The organism is Bifidobacterium sp. ESL1130, from assembly GCF_058507935.1.
Map to the genome: position 1 here is coordinate 210,779 of NZ_CP196379.1, position 21,081 is coordinate 231,859.

Here is a 21,081-nt window from a genome sequence, read left to right on the forward strand (position 1 = left end):
CCTAGGGGGTGTTCATCGGCGGGCTAGCGGTGTTGGCAGAAGCGGTTCGGTTCGCTGGTGGCAGGGGTCGATCCTTACTGCCGCCAAGCGTGGTTCGTGTTCAAGTCGGTTTTCATTATCAGGTCGGTCTGTGGGTCCGAACCGACCTGGAACGTATGACTGGAAAAGAAGCTGAAACCCATGCGGGAGTAGAGCGCTTGCGCCGGCTTGTTACCTTCCCACACGCCCAGCCAGACCTGGTGCAGGCCTCGCTCTTCAGCGTTACGAAACGCGATGCGAATGAACTCGGACCCCATGCCGTGCCGTTTGAATTCCGGGAGAACGTACAAGCGTTGCACTTCCAGGAACTCGCTGCCCATCGGCTCGGTTTGCGCCTCTCCCACATTGATTTTCAGATATCCGGCCGGCTGATCATCGACGCTCGCCAAGTAGAAGGTCGAGTCGGCGCGTCGCAGTTCTGATGCGATTCGGTCGTGGTTGAAATCCTCGGCAAGATAGCGTTCCATATCGTCGTCTGCTGTGCACACGGCGAAAGTGTCACGGAAGGTGCTGGCGCCCATGCGGCAGAGCAGATCAGTATTGTCGGTGGTGCATAGACGGTACGTGGTGCCGCTCGGTGTGCGGGTTGTGCTGTTTGCGGCCGTAGTGTTCATGTTGATATCCTCCGGGGTTAGTGCACCGTGTTCAGCCCGACCACGCAGGCCACCAGGATGGCAATTAGGATGATGCGGGCCAGTGAGACCGGTTCTGCGCGCGTAATCATGGCGTAAGCGGTGGTTAATGCGGCACCGATGCCAGTCCAAACCGCGTATGCTGTGCTGGTCGGAATCGTGCGCATGGCATACGCCAGACCGCCCATACTAGCCAGGATTCCCACCACGAACACGATACTCGGCAGCAGTTTGGTGAGGCCTTCAGATTTCCCCAGCGCAGTGGCCCACACTGCCTCGCACATCCCCGACATGACCAACACAACCCACGAAACCATAGCGTTCCCCTTGGCAAGTCTTGTCGCGCACCGGGTACTTGGCATCGTCCGGAGACCCGCTCGGGCCTTACCGTTGAGCATAGCAGGAGGTGTGCTTGCCGGGAATAAAAAGTCCGGCAAGCACACCCCCTCATTTGAGCAAGCCCTATCTGGCCTGATTTTCGTTCCGTGAGTACTTTTGGGAGAATTTCTAGAGCAACCAAAACAGAGAATGGCGGATTTCCAACGATTCCTGAAATACTATTCTCGAAAATTCCTCACAAAGTACTCAGGGAACGAAATGACGCAGATCAGGGCTTGCCCATCGCCTACGCCTGCTCGATGAGATCGAGCATCTGGGGCACGGTTTTCTTGCCGAACTCCACTTTCTGGCTGGTGTTGCCTGCGGCATCGGTCTTGTTGACAACGATGCACGGCACACTCATGGCGTTGTACTGGCTTTGCAAATCCGGGTAGTGCGAGATGTCGTATGCTTCGGCAGTGACCTTCTCATTGCCGGCCGCAATGCGCTGGGCGGAGAGCACGGTGGTGGGGCACATGGTGCAGGTCAGCGAGACCAGGACCATGATTTCCGTACGTTCTGCGTCGCCACTGCTGATGGCGCTGATGCGCGCAGTGCTGTCGGTATCGACACCTTGGCCGGGGCCGGCGGCGTTATAGAGGCCGAGCACGAACGAGTTGAACTCGTGACCGCTGGGCACACCGTGGAACGCCAGACCGGTGGGTACCGGTTCGCCGTTCGCGCCGACCTTGCACATGCGCACGCACGGGCGAGCTGTGGGCATGGACTCAGCTGGGTCATAGACGGCTTTGCCGGTTGCGTCCTGCGATGCAGCATGAGCGTTCGCGGCAACGTGAGAGTCGCCAGCGGTGCCAGTGGTTTCAGTGCCGTTATCCGCAATGCCGTCCGAGACTACGCTGCTCAGCTTTCCGCCGCTTAGCTCGACCAGCTCACCGATGAATCCTTCCAGCTCGCGCGAGAGCGGGGTGCCGTCAAGTTCCAACTGCAGCACCAGCGGTTCGCTCATCTTGCCGAAGACCATATTCAGCTGCTTGACGATGGCATCGTTGAAGAATCCTGACGCTTTGCCGGATCGAGCAGTCTGAGAAGACCGGTCGGATGCAGCCGAGGAGGTGGATGAGGTGGTCGCGGAAGATGCGCCGGCAGCGCCCGAAACCGACGCACCTGCAGCGGCACTGGCCGATGCGGCGGCTTTATCCGCTTCCCGCTGCTCATACGCGGACGTGGTTGGGCGAGGGGGCATTAAACCGGTCTTCTCGCTCATATCTTTGGCGTAGCGTTCCAGCTCCACCGCGGCCACAGCGCCATCGGAAACAGCGGTGACCACCTGTCGCAGGTTCTTCTCGCGCAAGTCGCCGGCCGCATACACGCCCGGCACCGAAGTCTGCAAATATTCGTGCGTCACCACATATCCGTGCTCATCCAGTTCCACGATGCCCTTGAGCATGTCGGTCTGCGGCACATACCCAGCGAACACGAACACGCCGAACGGGCCGCCTTCCGCAGGTTTCCACACCGATTCCGTACCGGTTTTGCGGTCCACAATCGTGGCCTCGGACAGTCCGCCCTGGCCGGCAGCAACAGCCTTGAGCTCGGTATTGTAGTGAATCTCGATCTTGGGATTGCGTTTGGCTTCTTCGCTCACCGAAGCGTCGCAGGTAAAGTCGTCGCCGCGCACCAGAATCGTCACTTTCGACGCGTATTTGGTGAGGAACACCGACTCTTCGGCCGCGGAGAAACCGCCGCCAACCACCAGCACTTCCATACCGTTGAAGAACTCGCCGTCGCAGGTGGCGCAGTATGAGATGCCTCGGCCGGCAAACTCCGCTTCGCCTTGGAATCCGAGCTTGCGCGGGTTGGCACCGGTGGCGATGAGCACTCCGAAAGCGCGGATGTCGCCGCGGTCGGTGTGCACGGTTTTGATGTCGCCGTCCACCTCAAGCCCGGAAGCTTCGGCGGCCTTGAATTCGGCGCCGAAATCCTCAGCCTGCTGGCGCATGGTCTCCGTGAGCGCCTTGCCATCAGTGGAGGCTACGCCCGGGTAGTTCACCACTTCGGAAGTGATGGTGATCTGCCCGCCGAAGTCCTCTTTCTCAAGAATGAGCACGCGGTATCGGGCGCGGGCCAGGTAGAGCCCGGCAGTAAGCCCCGCAGGCCCTCCGCCGATGACCACCACATCATATAAATCGTCTTGCTGCTTCATGTTGTCCTAACTTCTTCTTGCGATTGCCTAGCCGCACGTGTGTCGGCAGAGTGACCAATCTAGGTGTCGGTTCATCGACCGTGCCGACTAACTGGCTCAACGTGCTGATCCAACCCTTAACCCCGGCTTAGTTCTGTTCCTGAGTCTCGGTTTCCGAGCCGTAATGGCCGAAACGTACCTAAACAGTGCTTCCGGACTCGGATTGGGGTACATTTCGGCCAGGAAATGGCACTTTTGTAATCGAAATGTACCCGATTCCCTCTCTTGGGCAACAAAATGGGTACATTTCGATCACAAGCCGCTGAAACCAGAGTGACCAGAGTGATGAGATCAAGGTAATCAGACGAGATCAGTCCGAATCAAAGCAATCAGATCAGAGTGGTGAGATGAGATTGAGCAGATCAGAGCTGGCCGACGAGGTCCAGGCTCGGCTCGATGGTTTCGTCGCCCGGGGTCCACTTTGCGGGGCAGACTTCATCGCCGTGCTCGTACACGAACTGGCTGGCCTGCACGCGGCGCAGGATTTCTTCTGCGTTGCGGCCCACGTTGGAGGAGATGACCTCGTAGGCTACGACCTTGCCCTCGGGGCTGATGATGAAGTCGCCGCGCTCGGCCTGGCCGTTCTCCTCATCGTAGCTGTCGAGGTCGCGTGAGAGGCGGTTGGTGGGGTCGGCCACCATCGGGAACTGAATCTTTGCAATCTTGTCGTTGGCCTCGTGCCACGCCTTGTGCACGAACTCGGTGTCGTGGGAGACGCCGTAGATCTCGCAGCCTGCTGCCTTGAACTCCTCGTAGTGATCCGCGAGATCCTCGAGCTCGGTGGGGCACACGAAGCTGAAATCGTTGGGGTAGAAGAAGATGAGTGACCAGTGGCCGAGCAGGTCTTCTTTGGTGAGCTTGCTGAACTCATTGTTCTGGTAGATGTTGGCCGTGAAGTCCGTCACCTCGTGCTGGAGCATTGTCATAGCGTTTTCCTTGTCTTTCGTTTACATACACAGATTCGTATTTGTGCCGCTGCATAGCCGTAGCGCGACCCTCATCCATGCTATCGCGAAGTGTCATAAATAGTTAGAGGTGAAAGGTGTATCGCTGCTCACACTTTAACGATGTGAACAAATTAGCAGAGCAGGAACGAATTTGCGGCAGGAACGCCGTAATGATGGTAACGCCGTAACGCTGGTAACGCCGCAACGGCTGATAGCAGTAAGCGCTTTTATGAGGTCGTTTGCGCACCCAGGTTTTCGGTTTCAAGACAACGCAAAGCGATATAGTGCTCATAGAGATAGTGGAGTCGCAGCTTCAGAGCGGAGGGACAGCATGACTGGCATCGATGTGGCAGAACACAGTAACGGCAACGAATCAGCCGCCAGCGAATCAGCCGCCAAAGAGCCAGCTGCCAACGCCGTCTGGAACCGCCTGCTGGAAGGTAACGCGCGCTTCGCGTCCGGAGCGTCCACTCACCCTCACCAAGATGCGCAGACGCGAGAGGCCTTGGCAGCGGGGCAGCATCCACAAGCGGCGGTGCTCTGCTGCTCTGATTCGCGTGAGGTTCCCGAGCTGATCTTCGACCAAGGCTTTGGCGACATGTTCACCGTGCGCACTGCCGGGCAGATGATTGACGCGGCAGTCGTGGCCTCGCTCGAATATGCCGTGGATCACTTAGGCGTAAGCCTTATCGTGGTGCTTGGGCATGAACACTGCGGGGCCGTGGCTTCGGCCGTTGAAGCTTTGGGCAAGCTGGAAGCGTCGCTGAACGGTGACGTTGCAGAACGTGACGAGCAGCTGAGCGAGCTCATTGCCCAGTCGCAGTCCATCGTAGTGCGTTCCGTGGGGGCCTCTGTGCAGCAGGCGCGCGAGGCCGACCTGGAGAGTGCGGACGACTTCGAGCGTGTTCATATTGCGCGCACCATCGAAGAATTGGTCGACGGTTCGGCGGTAATAGCACAGGCTTTGGGAGCAGGGCGTGTCGCCATCGTCGGAGCTCGGTATCTGCTCACGTCAGGCAAGGTTGAGGTTCTCTCGTTCTAAGAGCGTGGCAAGGCTCCCATGTTCGCCCAACTTTGGTGCTCGCTGGCGGTCCGATACGGCATTGCCGGCCTCTTCAGGTTGACTTGATGCCTTTGAGGGGCTTCTCTACCGGCATATCGCCGGCTCCTTATTCCGCCATCCGCATGCGCCGATAGACTGGAGACATGTCGCTTTGGCTTAACATACTGCTGATTTTCGTCTTTCTGGTGCTTGGGTCGGTGTTCTCCGGCACCGAGCTGGCTTTGGTGAGCTTGCGTGGCTCCCAGCTCGACCAGATGGAGGCGCAGGACGCACGAGGAGCCAGGGTGGCGAAAATCGCCCGCGACCCCAACACATTCCTGTCCACTGTGCAAATCGGTGTGACGCTTTCCGGCTTCCTGTCCGCCTCGTTCGGGGAATCGTCGATCTCGCCGTTTGTGGTGCCCGTGGTGGAAAGCTGGGGTGTGCCGGCTCGTGTGGCGGCCCCCCTGACCACCATTGTGCTCACGCTTGTTATCTCCTTCTTCTCCATTGTCATCTCCGAGATGGTTCCCAAACGCATCGCCATGCAGCGCACCGAGCAGATCGCCCGCGCGGTGGTGCCGGCCATCGACGTGTTTGCCAAAGTGTGCCGCCCTATTATCTGGGCCATCGCCAAGTGTACGAACGGTTTGGTGAGGCTCTTGGGCTTTGATCCGAACGAGACTGCCAGCGAGGTGAGCGACGACGAGCTGCGCGTGTTGGTGGATTCCAATTCTCGGCTCAGCCCTGACGAGAGAACGATTCTTGACGATGTGTTCGACGCATCCGGCACTATTGTGGCCGAAGTGATGCGCCCCCGCGCCGACGTGATTTTCCTTGATGGGGCGCAAACGCTTGCCGATGCGGCGGCTTATGTGCGCGAAATGCCATACTCGCGGTACCCGGTCACCGGCAAGGATTTCGACGATGTGCTCGGCTTTGTGCACGTGCGTGACCTGCTCGATATTCGCGACCCGAAGGCGCGCACGGTGGCTGACGTGGTGCGCCCCGGCATCTCTCTACCCGGCACGTCCAAGTTGCTGCCGAGCCTGGAGCTGCTGCGCAAGAGCGGAGTGCATCTTGCTGTGGTGATTGACGAGTATGGCGGTACCGACGGCATTGTGACGTTGGAAGACATGACCGAGGAATTGGTGGGGGATATTCGCGACGAGTACGATCTGCCCGATGAGCCGGGCGGGGAGCGCACGCAGGGCGAGCCGGTGTTCGTCAATGGTGTGGCCACGATTGAGGGCGGCATGACCATTGAGGACTTTGCCGATCTGACCGGCATTGAGCTGGAGGACGGGCCGTACGAGACGGTGGCCGGGTATTTCTTGGCGCGCACCGGCAAGATGGGGGAACAGGGCGATGTGCTGCATTCTGACGATGGCTACGACATGACGGTGACGCAGGTGGACGGTCGGCGCATCGAGACGCTCGAAGTACGCAAAAGCGGCGATGACGGAACTGGTGCTGACGCTGGTGAGGAGTCTGCTGAGGGTAGGGCAACGGCGTAGATTTGGTGCCGCCGCAGTGCCGGCGGCTGCGGGGTATCTGCACTGGGCGCGTGGGAACACGGCATCAGGGGCGGTGGTAACTGTCGTGTGTATAGCACACAACTGTCGGTTTGTTGGGCGGACATTGTGATTGGGCTCACGGCTAAGAATGGTGCTGGCTTTCATTCTCTTTGGCAAGACACTAGACTAAGGAGTGGTACATGAATGACTTCACGAAAGGAACCATCATGGTAGATAAGTTTTTGAATCCCGGCTTGGACGAGGCCACATCCGACAAGACCGTCAAGGTGCTGCTCAAGTGCCTGGCGCACGAGGAGGAGTCCGCACTGGTACTCAAGCACGCTCACTGGAACGTGGCCGGCCCTGAGTTTATCAGTGTGCACGAGATGATTGACCCCGAGGTGGATTCGGTGCGCAACATGTCCGACGAGACCGCCGAACGCATCGCTACTTTGGGCGGCAGCGCCGAGGGTGGTCCCGATTTCATCCTCTCGCAGCGCGATTGGACGCCGTTTGAGCTCAAGGGGCGCCAGAACACCCAGGACTACCTCAAGGCGCTCATCGACTATTATGCTGAGTTCATTGTGGCTGAGCGCGAGGCCATCAAGGAACTGGATGAGCTCGACATCATCAGCTCGAACATCATTCAGGACCACGTGCAGGAGCTGGAGCACTTCAACTGGTTCATGAACAGCCACCTCATCAAGTAGTTGGTCCGAGGGGTTGGCCTGTGTGGCTGATCTGTGGGCTGCAAGGGGGCAGCGGTTATCGCGTTGGCGTCGCCGCTGCCCCCTTGCAGTTTTAGAAGCGCTTCTTGCCTTGAGCTGCTTTGATGAGCACGGCACCCGCACCTGCAAGTGCTGCCGCTGCCAACAGTGCTACGGGCAGTGCGGTTCCGGTCTCGGCTAGCTGCGGATCGGCGGCTTGGGGAGCCGCTTTCGGGTCTGCTGGGTCACTCGGCTTAGTAGTGTTTGCTGCGCTGTTCTGAGCAGGATCATTTTGCTTGGAATCGCTAGGTTTCGGCTTGTTGGCCGCTGTTTCTACGTTTGAGCCGCCGGGCTTTTGTGAAGGATCTGAACCAGAACCCGACCCGGCTCCGGAACCAGAATTCGACCCAGAACCAGAACCGTCTCCGGACTCGGTCCCGGAATTTGCGGCTGCCTGCTCTACGGTGAGCTGCATTTGCGCCGTATCGTTGGCTTTCTTTGCTGCGTTGAAAGCACCCTGTGCTGCGGTAAGCGCGGCGGCAGCGTTGTCAACGTCTGCCTGCGCTTCGGCTACGGCCTTTTCGGCGTCTGTCACCTTCTGCTCGGCGCTGGTCAAAGTTGCCTGGGCTGCAGTCAGATCCTGCTGTGTGGCATCCAGCTGCTTCTGCATGGTACCTAGGCTGACGCCGGCTTGTTCCACGCGCTTCTGTGCCTCGGCGAGCACCGTAGGCAGATTCGTGGCGATGTTCTGCATGGTGGTGAGATTTTTCGTCGCCGTATCCAGTGCCTTCTGCGCTGCGGTAAGCGCAGTTTCGGCACTAGCGAGCGTCTGCCGGGCTATCTCTGCAGCGCTTTGGGTATTGGCCGCGTTTTTCTCGGCGAGGGTGAGCGCGTCTTGCTTTTCGGTCAGGGCGTCCTTGGCCGCCGCCAACTCGCGAGCCTGCTGTGTGGCTGAAGCCAGCGCAGTGTTGTACGCCGCCTGTGCTGAGGCCTCGGCGTTGTTGGTTTGCGTCACCTTGGCCTGCGCATCGGTCACCGCGGTCTGGGCTGCATCGGCTGCGGCAACTACCTGGTTATAGGCTGTCTGGGCCTGAGTGACCGCATCGGCTGCGCTCTGTGCCGCTGCTTGTGCCTGCTGTGCCACGGCGTCCGCTGAATCAAGTTTGTTGACGTACGCGTTGAAGGACGCGACATAGGTGTCGTAGTCCTCTTCTTTGGTGTTCGGGAAGCCAGCTTGCCTAGTGCTGGCTGTGCCTGTGTTGTTTGCGGGCGGGACGTATCCCGGCCGCTCCATCACTTCGGCATCTGGGGCGAATTCCTGCCCGTGGGTAATCGATCCTCCACCGTTGGGGCTTGTAGATATGGCAAAGCCGGTGTAATAGTATGTCGTATCGATGATGTTGTAATAATGCCCGCACGCCTTTGTCCCGTTTGGCTTGCAGTCATTGTTCTCGAAGTACTCTTTTTCGGTGTCGTACCATGCCGTGAACGGATCTGTGCGGGAGTATCCCCAGCCCAGATTCTCCGCGGTATTCCATTGCAGTTTGTGCTGGCCTCCGGGGGTGCGGGATGCCCACTGCGTCTGCACTTCTGCCACTGCCATCAGGTCGTCGCTGACCCGTAGGGGGGGCAGTCCGTCCTTGATGCGCAGATCGTTGCATTCCTTCATAAACGGCAACGCTCGTTTCATGTTTTCGAGGGAAACCGTTGATTTGGGATCCCCGTACGTAATGATGCCGTCGGCTTCACCGATATCGAGCACTTTCATGGCTGCGGTCGATCCGCGGCTTTCAAAGAACGCTTTGGCACCTTGGTTGCGCAACTCCGGCACACTGTCTGCATAGGCCTTCTTATCGGCGGCGTTTTGGTCGGCTGTGGCTTGTGCGGCTTTGGCTGAATCAACTGCTGCCTGCGCGGTGGCGATGGCCGCCTTTTTGTTCTCGGCTTCCGCCTGCTTGGCGGTCAGGTCGCTGCGGGCGGCGGCAGAGGCTTGTTGTGCCTTGGCCAGTGCGGTTCGTGCGCCTTCAGTGGTGTCGGGAACGCCGGAGAGGTCGTTGACTTTTTTGGTGGCGGCGGCCACGTCGTTTTTGGCGCCGTCACGTTGGGTCTTGGCGTTGGCGAAGTCGCTGTCTGCGGTGTCAGCTGCGGTTTTTGCCGCATTCCGGGTGCTCTTGGCGGCTTCGAATTTGGTGTTGGCATCCTGCTTGGCGTCAGTGGCGTCGTCAACGTTCTTTTGCGCCTGTTCTTTGGACGGAACGGCTGCCAGTGCGGCATTGGCGTTGTCTTGTTCGTTTTGCGCGTCTTCTACGTCGGCTTGTGCGCTGGCTACCTTATCTTGTGCGTCAGCTACGTTGCTTTGTTCGGTGGTCACCTTGTCTTTGGCGGTGGCGAGCTGCTTGGCGGCCTCATCAAACCGCTTTCCCGCAGCGGTTTTGTCGGCGGTGGCTCCGTCAAGTGCAGTTTGCGCGGCGGCGAGTTCTTTGGCAGCCTTGTCTGCTGCTGCTTGGGCTTCCTCCAGCTTGGAACGCGTCATGTTCTCGGTGATGCTGCCTTGGGTGGTTTCGTCTGCTGCGCGCACGAGCGTGGTGGCGTCAACTGCTGCGGTGGCTGGGGCGGTGAGCGCGGCTGCTACAGTGGCGGCGATGGTCGCATTGGTGGTAATGGCCATAGTCTTCTCAATCTCTAGGGAATGGGCTCGCCTAGTTTATGATATGTGACAGACATCACATTACCTTACCGTTCGGAAAGTGACCATGGGCCTACCGGCTTACCCTACCACGAAGCTGCGCCGCGTCTGATCGCAAGCAGGCAAGCGCCTACATCCGGCCCTCCAAGCCCAAGGCATCAACGAGGAAATCGCGCTGCAGAGTCAGCAGGTTCTCCGCCACCGTCTCGTCGTTGGTCATATGGGTGATGCCGGTCAGCGGCAGGAAGGTGTGCGGCTTTCCTGCGGCCATAAGCGCTTGTGAGAGCCGCAGCGAGTGGGCGATGGTTACGTTGTCGTCGGCAAACCCGTGGATGAGCATGAGCGGACGGCGCAGCCCCGGAGCATCCGCCACAATCGAGTTACGCTCGTACGCCGCTGGGTCAAGTCCCAGATACCGCTCGGTGTAATGCGTATCGTAGAGCGTCCAATCGGTGGGAGGAGCCCCGGCACAGGCCGCGTGGAAAACGTCTGGAGCCTCGAGCACGGCCAGTGCCGAGAGGAATCCTCCGTACGACCATCCGATCATTGCCACATGCTCCAGGTCGGCTTCGGGTGCGACTTGCGGCAGTGCCTGCACCGCTTCGATCTGGTCGGCGAGGGTGACGGCTTTTATGTTTTCGAAGATGGCGCGGTCCCATAGCGGTCCGCGCCCGGTGGTGCCGCGTCCGTCCGCGATGACCACGAGGAAGCCCTGGTCAGCCCACCACTGCGCGTCGAAGTATGCGGCTTGGGAGTGGGTCACTTGCTGGAATCCGGGGCCACCGTAGGGTTTCATGAGTACGGGAAGTGTGGCTGCGCCTGCCCATCGGCTCCCGGCGCTCGGCCGCACGATGGCGGTGTGCAGTCGGTGCGCGCCGAGTCTGGCAAAGCTGACGTTGGGCGTGAAGCCTGGATCTGCGCTGTGATTGGTGATGACGGCGACGTTCTTGCTTGCGGCGGCAACGTTGTGCAGGGGTGAGGAACTGCCGAGAAGAGTGCTGGTGTGCATCAGGGTTGCCTGCGGGCTGTCCATGTCATTGCCGAACACTGCGATGCCGCTGCCCGCTCGACTGGCGCGCCACACTCCGGGGGCGTGGGTGACTTCCGTGAGTGTGCCGTCGTAGCTGATGGTCACCACGGCATAGTTGCGAGCGTCCCGCTGCGCCACCGCGAGCACGTTCTCCTCGTTGACATCCAGCACCTCGCGCACCTGCCATCCCACTGGTGTGAACGCGCGCCCGTCCAAGGTGAGGCGGTTGGTGTCGGTGTCCATGTCGTTCATGGCGCATACCAGGTGGCCGGATGGTGTGCGTGCCGGCGTTCCGGCGACCAGATCAAGCCATTGCGGGTTCTCGTGCTCCTCCAGCACCTCGGTCATGCCTGAGGCGTCGATGCTGAGCACCTGGTCGTGGTTCTGCCGGCGGTTCTGTACCAGCATGATCGGGTCGTGCCCCTCACTCCAGTTGACGGCGGCCACGTATTCGTAGGCCTCGCGGTCCCACATCACGTTCTGCACGTCCATGCCGCAATATCGGTTCTCACTGTCGAAATCGAGGTGGGCCAGCACCATGCGCACCGAGGCGTTGGTGGTGAGTGCGCGCGCATAACGGCGGCCTTGGGCCGGGCGTTGCGGGTTGGCCGGGTCGCTCAGGTACCACATGGGTTCGTTGCTGCTGTCGAACATTTCGAATAGTACGGAGCGCGAGTCCGGCGCCCACCAGAAGCCGTCGTACCGATCCATCTCCTCGCCGGCCACGAATTCCGCCAGTCCGATGCGCTGCGTGGGGTCGGCGTCATCTCCGGAATCGCTTTCGCCCAGGCTCCACACCGTGTGCACGGCGTCGCCTTCGGTGTAGGAGGCTGTGTGGCTATGCTCACCGTGGTGATCGTGGTGATCGTGGTGATCGTGGTGATCGTGGTGATTGGGACTGTCCGTCTCACCGGTGGCGGCGCTGTGGTGCTCATCGTCAATATCCACCATTACCAGCCGTGACCCGGTGGTGTAGAGCACGTGCGCTCCATCCGGAGAAATGCGCGGGTTGAGCACAGGCTGCCACTGCGTCTCACTCAGCGTTGCCGCGGCCAGTTCCCGCGTGGCTTCGACCGGCGCGACTGCAGCGTCGCCTTCCTTGTCATTGGGAGTCCCACTCAACGCTACTGTCGCTTCGATGCTGTTGCCAGTGGTCGCTTCGGCATCCCCAGTAGCGTCCACATCCGTATCTCCTCCGGGCAGCTGGGTCATGAACAGCCGTGACCCCAGCGTGAACACCGCGCGCGTTCCTGCGGCATCCACCGAATATGCGACGATGCCCTGCCCTCCTTCGCGTGCGCGCTCGCGTCTAGCCCGCTCTTCGTCGGGAATGTTCTCGGCACCGCTGCCGTCAAGCAGGCTTTTCGGGTCTTCAAGCAAGGTCTCGTGTGACTGCCCGGTGAGCGGCGAGATGGTATTCATCCACAGCGAGGAGACCAGATCCTCCGGTCCGCCTGAGCGCAGGAACAGCATGCGCTGCCCGTTGCCGACCACCTGAGCGCCGTGCGGGGCTCCGGCGCGGAAACGTGAGGTACGCGCGTTGCGCCGGGGGAACTGCGCGATGGCGTCCCTCTCGTCGGTCCGAGGCTGGTTCTGCTGTGTCTTGTTGCTCATGGGGCTCAGTATACGGAGCATGCGGTGAACTTGAGTGTGGGCGACTGAACTTTGAGGGCGTTTCGTGCCGTGCGCCGCGCCGTTCCGGGGTGTGTGGCGCAGGGCACGTTCCCGTGCTTGAGCGGCATTGCGCCGGCCTCTCGTTTTGTTCGGTTTGTAGCATCGCGTAAGATGGGGTCAAGAAGAAAGGAGTCACTATGGGCGTTCTCGACCGTTTTGAGAAGAGTGTCGAAGGTGCAGTCAACGGTGTCTTTTCGAAGTTTGGTTCGAAAGACCTACAGCCAGTTGACCTCTCCAGCGCGCTCGAGCGTGAGATTGATGCGGAGGCCATGCCTGTGGGCCGCGACCGCACCGTGGCGCCCAACGAGTACCGTTTCAAGCTCAGCACCCCTGATTTCGACCGTATCGAGCAGTGGGGTAGTGAGACGTTGGCGGACGAACTCGCCGACAATCTCACCCAATACGCCAAGAGCCAACATTACGCGTTCGTTGGCCCGGTCGTGGTGATTTTCGAAGAAGACATGAGCCTGAGCGCCGGTAACTTCAACCTCTCCTCGGAGTCGGTGCAGGGCAACGCGGTGCCCGTCACCACGGACGACCAGTCCGAGGACAGCCCCATGCTGGAGATCAGCGGCAGCCAGTACCTGCTCACCAAGCCCAAGACGGTGCTCGGTCGCGGTTCGGGCTGTGACATTGTGATTGACGATCCCGGCATCTCGCGCAACCATTTGGAGATCGATATCACCCCCGGCGGCGTGGTGGCTCGCGATTTGGGCTCCACCAACGGCACGTATGTGGAGGGGCACCAGGTGCCGGCGGCCACACTGCTGGACGGTAACACCATCACCATTGGCCGCACCCGCATTCTCTATTGGGCCTCTTCGCAGGACACGGAGTAGCTGGAGCAGAAGCCGAAACGTATGACCGAACTGACATTCGCCATCCTCAAGTACGGGTTTCTCGCCCTACTGTGGGTTTTCGTATGGCTCGCAATGCGCTCGTTGCGCCAAGATGTGGAGACGTTCAGTCCCCGCAAGTCTTTGGCGCACCGCAGAAGCGACCGCCGTGCGCGTAAGGCTGCCGCAGCTCCTGCCCCGGCCGCGCTCAACTCACCGGTGGCGTCCGTGCGTACCTCCAGCGAGGTCGGCGGTTTTAGGTCCCGATTCGCCAACCGCACCTCCAACAAGACACCCACGCTGCTTACTGTCATCGACGGACCGTTGGCGGGCACGTCGGTGCCGCTGACCGGATCGACCATCACACTTGGCCGTTCGGCCTCCAACACCGTGGTGCTTGACGACGAGTTCGCCTCCTCGCAGCACGCACGCGTCTATTCGGATCCGGTCACCGGCGCGTGGGCCATCGAGGACTTGGGCTCCACCAACGGCACGGTGGTCAACCAGCGGCGCATCACCGCTCCGGTCGTGCTGAAGTCAGGCATTCCGGTGCGCATCGGCGCCACGACCTTTGAGCTGAGGTGACTATGACTGACACCTCGATTCCTCAACATTCCGGCGTTGACGCCTACGCCGACGGCGATGCTGATATTGCCGACATCTCCGACATTCATACTTCCGCAGGTGAGGCCGGCGACGCGCATTACCCGCCGACCGTCGAACTGAACGCGGTCGAGAGCGAATCTGAACCCGCTCCCGCCGAACCTGCTGAACCTGCGCAGCCCGCTGCTGACGCCGAAGAGCCGCTGGCGTTGCGTTCCACAGCCGTCTCCGATGTGGGCACGGTGCGCAGCAACAACCAGGATTCCGCGTTCGCCGGTTCCCGACTGGTCTCGGTCTGCGACGGCATGGGTGGCCACGCAGGCGGAGACACCGCCTCCACCATCGCCATCCGCTCCCTGGCCCACATTGAGCAGAGCGATGCCGGCAGCAGCGTCGAAGCCGTCGCCTCGATGATGGATACCTCGGTATTGGCCGCGCACGACGCCATCGTCGGCAAAGCAAAGCGCGAGCGCAGCCTGGCCGGCATGGGCACCACGGTCACTGCGGTGGCGCTGGTCTCCGGGCATTGGGTGTGCGCCCACATCGGCGATTCGCGTGCATACATGCTGCGCGACGGCAAACTGCGCCGCATGACGCACGATCATAGTTACGTGCAGCATCTCATCGACACCGGCCGCATCACCGAGGCAGAGGCGCGCAATCACCCGCAGCGCAACGTGGTGATGCGTGTGCTGGGTGATTTCGACATCGATCCGCGCCCCGACGTCGGTATTTTCGAAGCGCGGCCGGGCGACCGTTGGCTGCTGTGTTCCGACGGCCTGTGCGGCGTGCTGGAGGATTCCACCATCGAAGAGGTGATGGATGCCATCGCGGCGCCCGAGGAGTGCGCGCAGCGTTTGGTGGCCATGTCGCTCAAGGCCGGCAGCACCGACAATGTCACTGCCGTGATTGGTGACGCCCTGCCGGTTTCGGCGCTTTCCACGGTCGATGAGGCGGCCATGGCAGGTGCCGGGGAACCAGTTGAGCCGCCGCGCCAAACCCCGTTGGTCGGTGGTGCCGCCAGCTCGAACCTTGAGGCCATTGCCGACATCGTCAAGGCTCCGGTGGCCAGTACCCCAGCGTTGCGTTTAGGCAAGGGCTCTCCCGCCCAACGAGCCGCTGAACTGACGCACCGCACGCACGCGCAGCACGCGGCCCTGCCGGAGATCGAAGATCCCATCACGGCCACCATGCCACGTATCACCGTGCAACCCACAGGATCGCCTTCCAACGAGGATGCCGCCAATGCCAGCGCAAGCCATGGAGCCCATGCTGCAGGGCGTTCTTCTGCTGCGGATTCAGGCGAGATTCCAGCGGCGGCTGAGGGAGTATCTGAGTCGGTACACGCGCAGAACAGCCACGCACAGGACGGTCAAACACAGGGCAGTCAGGCACAGAGCGACCAGGCAGCGGCGCATACGCAAGATTTTGAGGTGCAGCATCTCAACGCGGAGCTCCGGCAGCGGGAATCTTCTGGTGCCGGCGACGGCTTTGCTGGGGGCACAACTGACGTTCCGGTGCCTGCTGTCCCGCTTCCGGCAGCCATTGCGCCTAAATCCGACCCCGCTGCCGCATCCGTACCAGTTGAACCGAATGTTCCTGATTCAGCACAGTTCAACCGCGACGGCGCTTCTGGCGCAGAGTTTTCCGGGCATGATGCTGCCGTCCTTGAGCCGATGCCGCCTGCCATCCAACCTGCTGCTGCAAGTGCGCAGGCTGCCACACCGGTGCCGGCTCTGGCCGACGAACGCACGTCGTTGGACGATGAGATCACTGCTGCCGACGGCGATATGATGCCTCCGGCTCCTGCACATGCAGATTTCGTGGAGGCCATCGCAGGCAGCAACGAGCCTCCGGCCCCCGGTGCAGGGCTTTCCCGCGCCTCCGACTCCGCGCCCAATCATGCAACCCGCAACCGTTCGGCTCGTCAAGGTAAAGGCAGGGGCGCCCATGCGGCGCATGTTGCCGACGTTTCCACGGCACCCATACCGACGGCTCCCGAGCTTGAGGAAGCTCCCAAGCTCCACGTGGCGCAGCCCTCGGCCGTGCGCGAAGAGATCGGCGAGAAGGTGGATCTCGACACGAGCGAGATACCGGTGGTGAAGAAGCGCGACGGTCGTATTACCGCCGATCCCAACGATCCTGATGTGGCCATGGCCATTCGCCGGAAGCAGCATCACGCCAAGCAGATTGTGCGCAAGCGTAAGAGTCGCGCGCGCATGTATGCTGCCATTGCGGCCGCAGTACTGCTGGTTGCGGTGCTGTTCGGTGCCGCCGGAGCCTACCACTGGAGCCAAACGAAGTACTTCCTGGGTGAAGCGAACGGCAAGGTGGCGATTTACCAGGGTGTGAATACCAATTTGTTCGGTGCCGGGCTGTCTCATGAGGTGGAAACCACCGACATCAAGGTGAAGGATTTGCCGCAGTCCTGGAATGATCAGATTGGCGAGGGCATAGCCGTAGATTCTCTTGACGGCGCGCACGAGCACGTTGCGCTCATCAAAAAGGAGATCAAGGCGCTGAAAGCCAGCAAAGACAAGGAGTCTGCCGAACGTTCCGCGCATGGTTCCAGCGAGGGGCAGGACGACACGTCCAAGCCGGCTCCCGACGACCCGAATGCGGCAACGCCGGACGGGAGCGCCGCCCGATGATCGCCACGCGTCTGCGCCAACTGTTCCTCCTGTTGCTCTCGTTTGCCATCAGTGCCGTCGTCTTCTTCCAGATGTTCGAACGCACCAGTGGCACAGTGCCGAGCAAATACGTCGTCATGCTGGTGGCGGTGGCGGCCATGTTCGTGCTGCTGTGGGCGTTGCTGGTCAAGTTCCAGCCGTGGGCCAGCCAGGAGATTCTGCCGTGCGTGGTGCTGCTCACCGCCATCGGCACCATGATGATTGCGCGTATTGACGCTTCGAACCACACCAGTGTGGCGTACCAGCAGCTTATTTGGGTGTGTATCGCCTTGGCGCTTACGTGCGTGTTCGTGGTGGCGCTGCGCGATTATCGCATATTGCGCCGGTTCTCCTATGTGAGCATGGTGGTCGGTCTGTTGTTGCTGCTGTCCCCCATGATTCCAGGGCTGGGCAAGGAAATTGGCGGTGCCCGCATCTGGATTGGTTTCGGCAGTCACACGCTGCAGCCGGGTGAGTTCGCCAAACTGTTCCTCGCGTTCTTCTTCGCCGCGTATCTGTTTGACCACCGTGACCGGTTGGCGGTCGGTGGCCGCAAGATTCTCGGCTTGCAGATGCCGCGCATCAAGGATCTCGGCCCCATCATCATCGTGTGGGTGGTGGCTATCGGTGTGCTGGTGGTGCAGCGTGATTTGGGTACGTCGCTCATGTTCTTCGCGCTGTTCGTCTCCATGCTGTATATCTCTACAGGTCGTGGCAGCTGGCTGATCATAGGCGGTGTGGCGTTCGCTGTGGCTGCCGTGTTCGCCTCCAAGATATTCGCGCATGTGGGCTATCGCATCGACGGGTGGCTGCACCCCTTCGATCCCAAGATTTATTCGCGTGCGTACGGCAGTTCCTATCAGCTGGTCACCGGCCTGTTCGGTATGGCTTCGGGTGGTCTTTCCGGTACCGGCATCGGCCAAGGGCACCCGGCCATCACGCCGTTGGCTAACTCCGACTTCATCTACGCCTCCTTGGGCGAAGAGCTGGGATTGGCGGGCTTGCTGGCCATTTTGGTGTTGTACTTGATCATTGTGGCGTCGGGCTTTGTGACGGCGATGAAAATCAAGGACGGATTCGGCAAATTGCTGGCTTCCGGCCTGGCGTTCACCATGGCGTTCCAGGTGTTCACCGTGGTGGGGGGTATCACTTTGGTGATCCCCATGACCGGTTTGACCATGCCCTTCATGGCTGCGGGCGGTTCCTCTTTGGTGGCGAACTACGCGCTGGTTGCCCTGCTGATGGTCATATCGAACGCGGCCAACAAGCCTGAGCCGGAAGGCGAATTGTCTGACACCATGCAGGTGGAGGCCATGGTGGCGTTGCACAACCGGGATGTGCAGAAAAGCCGGGAGAACGGTCAGGGGCACAGCAAACCGAAGTCCGGCCGTCCGGCGTCCCCGCCTGCCGCACATCCGGCTCCCGCTCCGCTTCCGCCGACCTCGCAGATGTCGACGCAGGCCATCGACAGGGCTGTTGTCTCCGCCGCCGCGTCTGGGGCGGACTCGCCCGTGAGCGGTACAACCGGCGCGAATGCGGCCGCTACCGGCTACGAGACTGAGGTTATCTCCAGAGGAGGCGTGAAATGAACAAATACCTGCGCCAACTCTTCACCGCCGTGCTCGTGCTGTTTGTTGTCTTAGGATTCTCCAGCACCATGATTACTGCCATCGGTTCCAACAAGCTCAATCAGGATCCTCGTAACCTGCGCGGCCTGTACCGTGAGCTCGGAGCCCCGCGCGGCTCGATTCTGGCCTCGGACGGCACGGTGATGGCCAAGTCCGACCCGGTCAACGACCCGTTCGAATACCAGCGTTCCTATACCTCCGGCCAGCTGTATGCCCCCATCACCGGCTTCTTCTCCATCGAGCAGACCGCCGACCGCGGCATCGAGGCCTCTCGCGGCAAACTGCTGACTGGCGAGTCGAACCAACTGTTCTGGCAACAGTTCAAGACCCTGTTCAACGGCACCGAAAACAAGGGTGCCTCCATCGAGACCTCCATCGACCCGCAGATGCAGAAGGCTGCCTACGACGGGTTGAGCGGCAAGGATGGTGCCGCAGTGGCGATCGAGGTGAAAACCGGTCGCATTCTGGCGATGGCCAGCACCCCAAGCTACGACCCCGGTCAGCTCGCCACCCACGACAGCAAGCAGGCCAACCTCGCCTACAGTCAGATCACCTCCGACCCTGCCAATCCCATGCTCAACCGCGCCACCTCGCAGTTGTACCCGCCGGGGTCCACGTTCAAGACCGTGGTTGCGGCTGCGGCGCTGGCCACTGGCAAATACCAGCCAGACACCATGATTCCCGCCGGGGCGAGCTTCACTCTGCCGAACACTTCCACGCAGCTCACCAATGTGGAATCGCGGGCCAACGGCGTGAACGGTCAGATTTCATTCGAAGATGCGCTTACGTACTCCTCCAACACTGCCTTTGCACAGCTTGGGCTGGCGCTGGGGGCGGACGCTGTGGCCAAGGAAGCTCAGAAGTTCGGTTTCGATTCCTCCATTGCCGTGGACGGCTCGTCGTCAACCGGGTTGCCCATGCAGGCCGTGGCGTCGAAGTTCCCGCAGAGCCCCGCTCCTGACCGGCTCGCGTTGGCATCCATCGGGCAGGGCGACGTGCAGATCACCCCGTTGCAGAACGCGATGATTGCCGCAGCCATCGCCAACAACGGTGTGCTGATGCGCCCCACGCTGGTCGATCGGGTGCGTTCGAGCGACCTGTCCGTCATCTCGCAGACCCATGCCCTGCCCAAGGATGTGGTGATGAGCCGTGACGCTTCGCAAAAGCTGAATTCCATGATGCAGTCCGTGGTCAACAAGGAGGATCCGAGCTTGGGCATTCCCGGTGTCAAGGTGGCCGCCAAAACCGGCACCGCGCAGATCGGCGAGAACAATTCCAGCATCGACGGTTGGGTGATGGGCTTCGCCCCGGCGGACGACCCGAAGGTGGCCGTGGCCGTGGTAGTGCACAACGTGGACACGTTCGGTGCCACCGCTGCAGGCCCGGTCATGAAGTCCCTCCTGCAGGAGGCGCTGAAACAATGAGACTCGTAGAAGGACAGCTGGTACACGGCAGATACCGCCTCGACCGCAGGCTCGCGCAGGGCGGCATGGGTGAGGTGTGGCAAGGCTATGACATCCAGCTCCACCGTGATGTGGCGGTCAAGGCGTTGCGCGCCGATATCAAGGACTCGGTGGCCAAATTGCGCAGGCTGCGCATGGAAGCCCGTAATTCCGCCGATTTGGCGCATCCCAACATCGCTGCTCTGTTTGAGTATTACGAGCATGACGGTATCGGTTTCATTGTGATGGAGTACGTGCCGAGTGACTCGCTGGCCGACTGGTTCCGCGCCAAGGGAGCCATGGACCCCACCGAACTGCTGCCCATTCTCATCCAGACCTCCCGCGGCCTGTTCGTGGCACATTCGCACGGTGTGATTCACCGCGACGTGAAGCCGGCCAACATCATGGTCTCGGATGACGGTGAGGTGAAAATCACCGATTTCGGCGTATCCACCTCCACCAACCAGGCGCAGATCACCCAGGACGGCATGGTGGTGGGCACCGCGCAATACATCTCCCCCGAGCAGGCGCAAGGCAAGCAGGCCACGCCCCAGTCCGACATCTATTCGCTTGGCGTGGTGGCGTACGAGGGGCTGTGCGGCCACCGGCCGTTCACCGGCGCCACTCCCGTCGAGATCGCCGCGGCGCACGTCAACGACAAGGTGCCTCCGCTGCCCGAGACGGTCGATCTGCAGTTGCGACAGTTCGTCATGTCGATGCTGGAGAAGGATCCGCTCGACAGGCCCAAGGACGCACTCGTGGTCTCGCATACCTTGGCACGCATCGAACGGCGACTGCTCGACCAGCGCACCGAAGCCGAAGACACGCTCATCGTGCCGCGTTCGGGCAGGTTGCCCAGGCGCATCTCCAGTGCGGCCGGTGCCAAGCCGAAACGGTTTGGTCATCGCTCGGACGGGCAGACTGCGGCATCCCTCACCCCGCCTCCGGCGCAGCGCCCCGGCGGTGTTGCGTTGCCGCTGAGCGCGGTCGCGCCCGTGGTGCCGACGTCCGGGGCGCACACGGTGCAGAACGTGCCCACCGCCAGCAC

Annotated in this window: 13 protein-coding genes, 2 pseudogenes and 1 riboswitch; of the genes and pseudogenes, 9 read left to right on the forward strand and 6 right to left on the reverse strand. The window is 61.1% G+C overall.

The window, feature by feature from the left end; all coding sequences use genetic code 11:
* Positions 1 to 74: 74 nt before the first annotated feature.
* The 4 genes from ACSYSO_RS00735 to ACSYSO_RS00750 form a co-directional block, all read right to left on the reverse strand.
* A complete protein-coding gene (locus tag ACSYSO_RS00735) occupies positions 75 to 653 on the reverse strand; it encodes a GNAT family N-acetyltransferase (protein ID WP_489760501.1) in 579 nt (192 codons plus the stop codon).
* A 17-nt stretch (positions 654 to 670) separates the two neighbouring features.
* Positions 671 to 988: a DMT family transporter gene (locus tag ACSYSO_RS00740; protein WP_489760500.1), complete on the reverse strand. Its 318-nt coding sequence runs from the start codon at positions 986 to 988 to the stop codon at positions 671 to 673.
* Between the two features lie 10 nt (positions 989 to 998).
* Positions 999 to 1,060: riboswitch (guanidine-III (ykkC-III) riboswitch) on the reverse strand.
* A 236-nt stretch (positions 1,061 to 1,296) separates the two neighbouring features.
* Positions 1,297 to 3,213, reverse strand: a complete 1,917-nt coding sequence (locus tag ACSYSO_RS00745; protein ID WP_489760499.1) for an FAD-dependent oxidoreductase — start codon at positions 3,211 to 3,213, stop codon at positions 1,297 to 1,299.
* A gap of 401 nt (positions 3,214 to 3,614) precedes the next feature.
* On the reverse strand, positions 3,615 to 4,178 hold the full coding sequence (locus tag ACSYSO_RS00750) for a redoxin domain-containing protein (protein ID WP_489760498.1): 564 nt from the start codon (positions 4,176 to 4,178) through the stop codon (positions 3,615 to 3,617).
* Between the two features lie 352 nt (positions 4,179 to 4,530).
* Between ACSYSO_RS00750 and ACSYSO_RS00755 the strand changes: the two genes are divergently transcribed.
* From ACSYSO_RS00755 to ACSYSO_RS00765, 3 genes are all read left to right on the forward strand, one after another.
* Entirely contained in the window at positions 4,531 to 5,241 is a 711-nt protein-coding gene (locus tag ACSYSO_RS00755) for a carbonic anhydrase (protein WP_489760497.1), read from the forward strand.
* A gap of 164 nt (positions 5,242 to 5,405) precedes the next feature.
* Positions 5,406 to 6,758 (forward strand): hemolysin family protein, encoded by a 1,353-nt coding sequence (locus ACSYSO_RS00760; RefSeq protein ID WP_489760496.1) that lies wholly within the window; start codon positions 5,406 to 5,408, stop codon positions 6,756 to 6,758.
* 227 nt (positions 6,759 to 6,985) lie between these two features.
* Positions 6,986 to 7,468, forward strand: coding sequence for a Dps family protein (locus ACSYSO_RS00765; protein ID WP_489760532.1), 483 nt, complete (start codon positions 6,986 to 6,988; stop codon positions 7,466 to 7,468).
* Positions 7,469 to 7,559: 91 nt separating this feature from the next.
* On the opposite strand, the gene ACSYSO_RS00770 is transcribed toward ACSYSO_RS00765, so the two are convergent.
* Both ACSYSO_RS00770 and ACSYSO_RS00775 read right to left on the reverse strand, forming a co-directional pair.
* Positions 7,560 to 10,133 (reverse strand): CAP domain-containing protein, encoded by a 2,574-nt coding sequence (locus ACSYSO_RS00770; protein WP_491701808.1) that lies wholly within the window; start codon positions 10,131 to 10,133, stop codon positions 7,560 to 7,562.
* A gap of 148 nt (positions 10,134 to 10,281) precedes the next feature.
* Complete coding sequence (locus ACSYSO_RS00775) at positions 10,282 to 12,795, reverse strand: prolyl oligopeptidase family serine peptidase (protein ID WP_491701809.1); 2,514 nt, start codon at positions 12,793 to 12,795, stop codon at positions 10,282 to 10,284.
* A 197-nt stretch (positions 12,796 to 12,992) separates the two neighbouring features.
* Here ACSYSO_RS00775 and ACSYSO_RS00780 point away from each other — a divergent pair, with 197 nt between their 5' ends.
* The 6 genes and pseudogenes from ACSYSO_RS00780 to ACSYSO_RS00805 all read left to right on the forward strand — a co-directional run.
* Positions 12,993 to 13,694 carry an FHA domain-containing protein gene (locus ACSYSO_RS00780; protein ID WP_489799642.1) on the forward strand — a complete coding sequence of 234 codons (702 nt, stop codon included), beginning with the start codon at positions 12,993 to 12,995 and terminating at the stop codon, positions 13,692 to 13,694.
* 21 nt (positions 13,695 to 13,715) lie between these two features.
* Positions 13,716 to 14,276 (forward strand): FHA domain-containing protein FhaB/FipA, encoded by a 561-nt coding sequence (locus ACSYSO_RS00785; protein WP_489799640.1) that lies wholly within the window; start codon positions 13,716 to 13,718, stop codon positions 14,274 to 14,276.
* A 221-nt stretch (positions 14,277 to 14,497) separates the two neighbouring features.
* Positions 14,498 to 16,463 (forward strand): annotated as a pseudogene (locus ACSYSO_RS00790) (protein phosphatase 2C domain-containing protein); the annotation flags it as partial.
* A gap of 478 nt (positions 16,464 to 16,941) precedes the next feature.
* Entirely contained in the window at positions 16,942 to 18,552 is a 1,611-nt protein-coding gene (locus ACSYSO_RS00795; RefSeq protein ID WP_491701810.1) for an FtsW/RodA/SpoVE family cell cycle protein, read from the forward strand.
* Positions 18,549 to 20,015 (forward strand): penicillin-binding transpeptidase domain-containing protein, encoded by a 1,467-nt coding sequence (locus ACSYSO_RS00800; protein WP_489760647.1) that lies wholly within the window; start codon positions 18,549 to 18,551, stop codon positions 20,013 to 20,015. Before ACSYSO_RS00795 ends, ACSYSO_RS00800 begins: the two co-directional genes overlap by 4 nt.
* Positions 20,012 to 20,905, forward strand: a pseudogene (locus ACSYSO_RS00805) (serine/threonine-protein kinase); the annotation flags it as partial. The gene ACSYSO_RS00800 and the pseudogene ACSYSO_RS00805, both read left to right, overlap by 4 nt.
* Between the last annotated feature and the right edge of the window lie 176 nt (positions 20,906 to 21,081).

Bases quoted from the DNA above. Each gene is read 5' to 3' on its own strand.
- ACSYSO_RS00735 (WP_489760501.1), bottom strand. From the start codon at position 653: ATGAACACTACGGCCGCAAACAGCACAACCCGCACACCGAGCGGCACC.
- ACSYSO_RS00740 (WP_489760500.1), bottom strand. From the start codon at position 988: ATGGTTTCGTGGGTTGTGTTGGTCATGTCGGGGATGTGCGAGGCAGTG.
- ACSYSO_RS00745 (WP_489760499.1), bottom strand. From the start codon at position 3,213: ATGAAGCAGCAAGACGATTTATATGATGTGGTGGTCATCGGCGGAGGG.
- ACSYSO_RS00750 (WP_489760498.1), bottom strand. From the start codon at position 4,178: ATGACAATGCTCCAGCACGAGGTGACGGACTTCACGGCCAACATCTAC.
- ACSYSO_RS00755 (WP_489760497.1), top strand. From the start codon at position 4,531: ATGACTGGCATCGATGTGGCAGAACACAGTAACGGCAACGAATCAGCC.
- ACSYSO_RS00760 (WP_489760496.1), top strand. From the start codon at position 5,406: ATGTCGCTTTGGCTTAACATACTGCTGATTTTCGTCTTTCTGGTGCTT.
- ACSYSO_RS00765 (WP_489760532.1), top strand. From the start codon at position 6,986: ATGGTAGATAAGTTTTTGAATCCCGGCTTGGACGAGGCCACATCCGAC.
- ACSYSO_RS00770 (WP_491701808.1), bottom strand. From the start codon at position 10,133: ATGGCCATTACCACCAATGCGACCATCGCCGCCACTGTAGCAGCCGCG.
- ACSYSO_RS00775 (WP_491701809.1), bottom strand. From the start codon at position 12,795: ATGAGCAACAAGACACAGCAGAACCAGCCTCGGACCGACGAGAGGGAC.
- ACSYSO_RS00780 (WP_489799642.1), top strand. From the start codon at position 12,993: ATGGGCGTTCTCGACCGTTTTGAGAAGAGTGTCGAAGGTGCAGTCAAC.
- ACSYSO_RS00785 (WP_489799640.1), top strand. From the start codon at position 13,716: ATGACCGAACTGACATTCGCCATCCTCAAGTACGGGTTTCTCGCCCTA.
- ACSYSO_RS00795 (WP_491701810.1), top strand. From the start codon at position 16,942: ATGATCGCCACGCGTCTGCGCCAACTGTTCCTCCTGTTGCTCTCGTTT.
- ACSYSO_RS00800 (WP_489760647.1), top strand. From the start codon at position 18,549: ATGAACAAATACCTGCGCCAACTCTTCACCGCCGTGCTCGTGCTGTTT.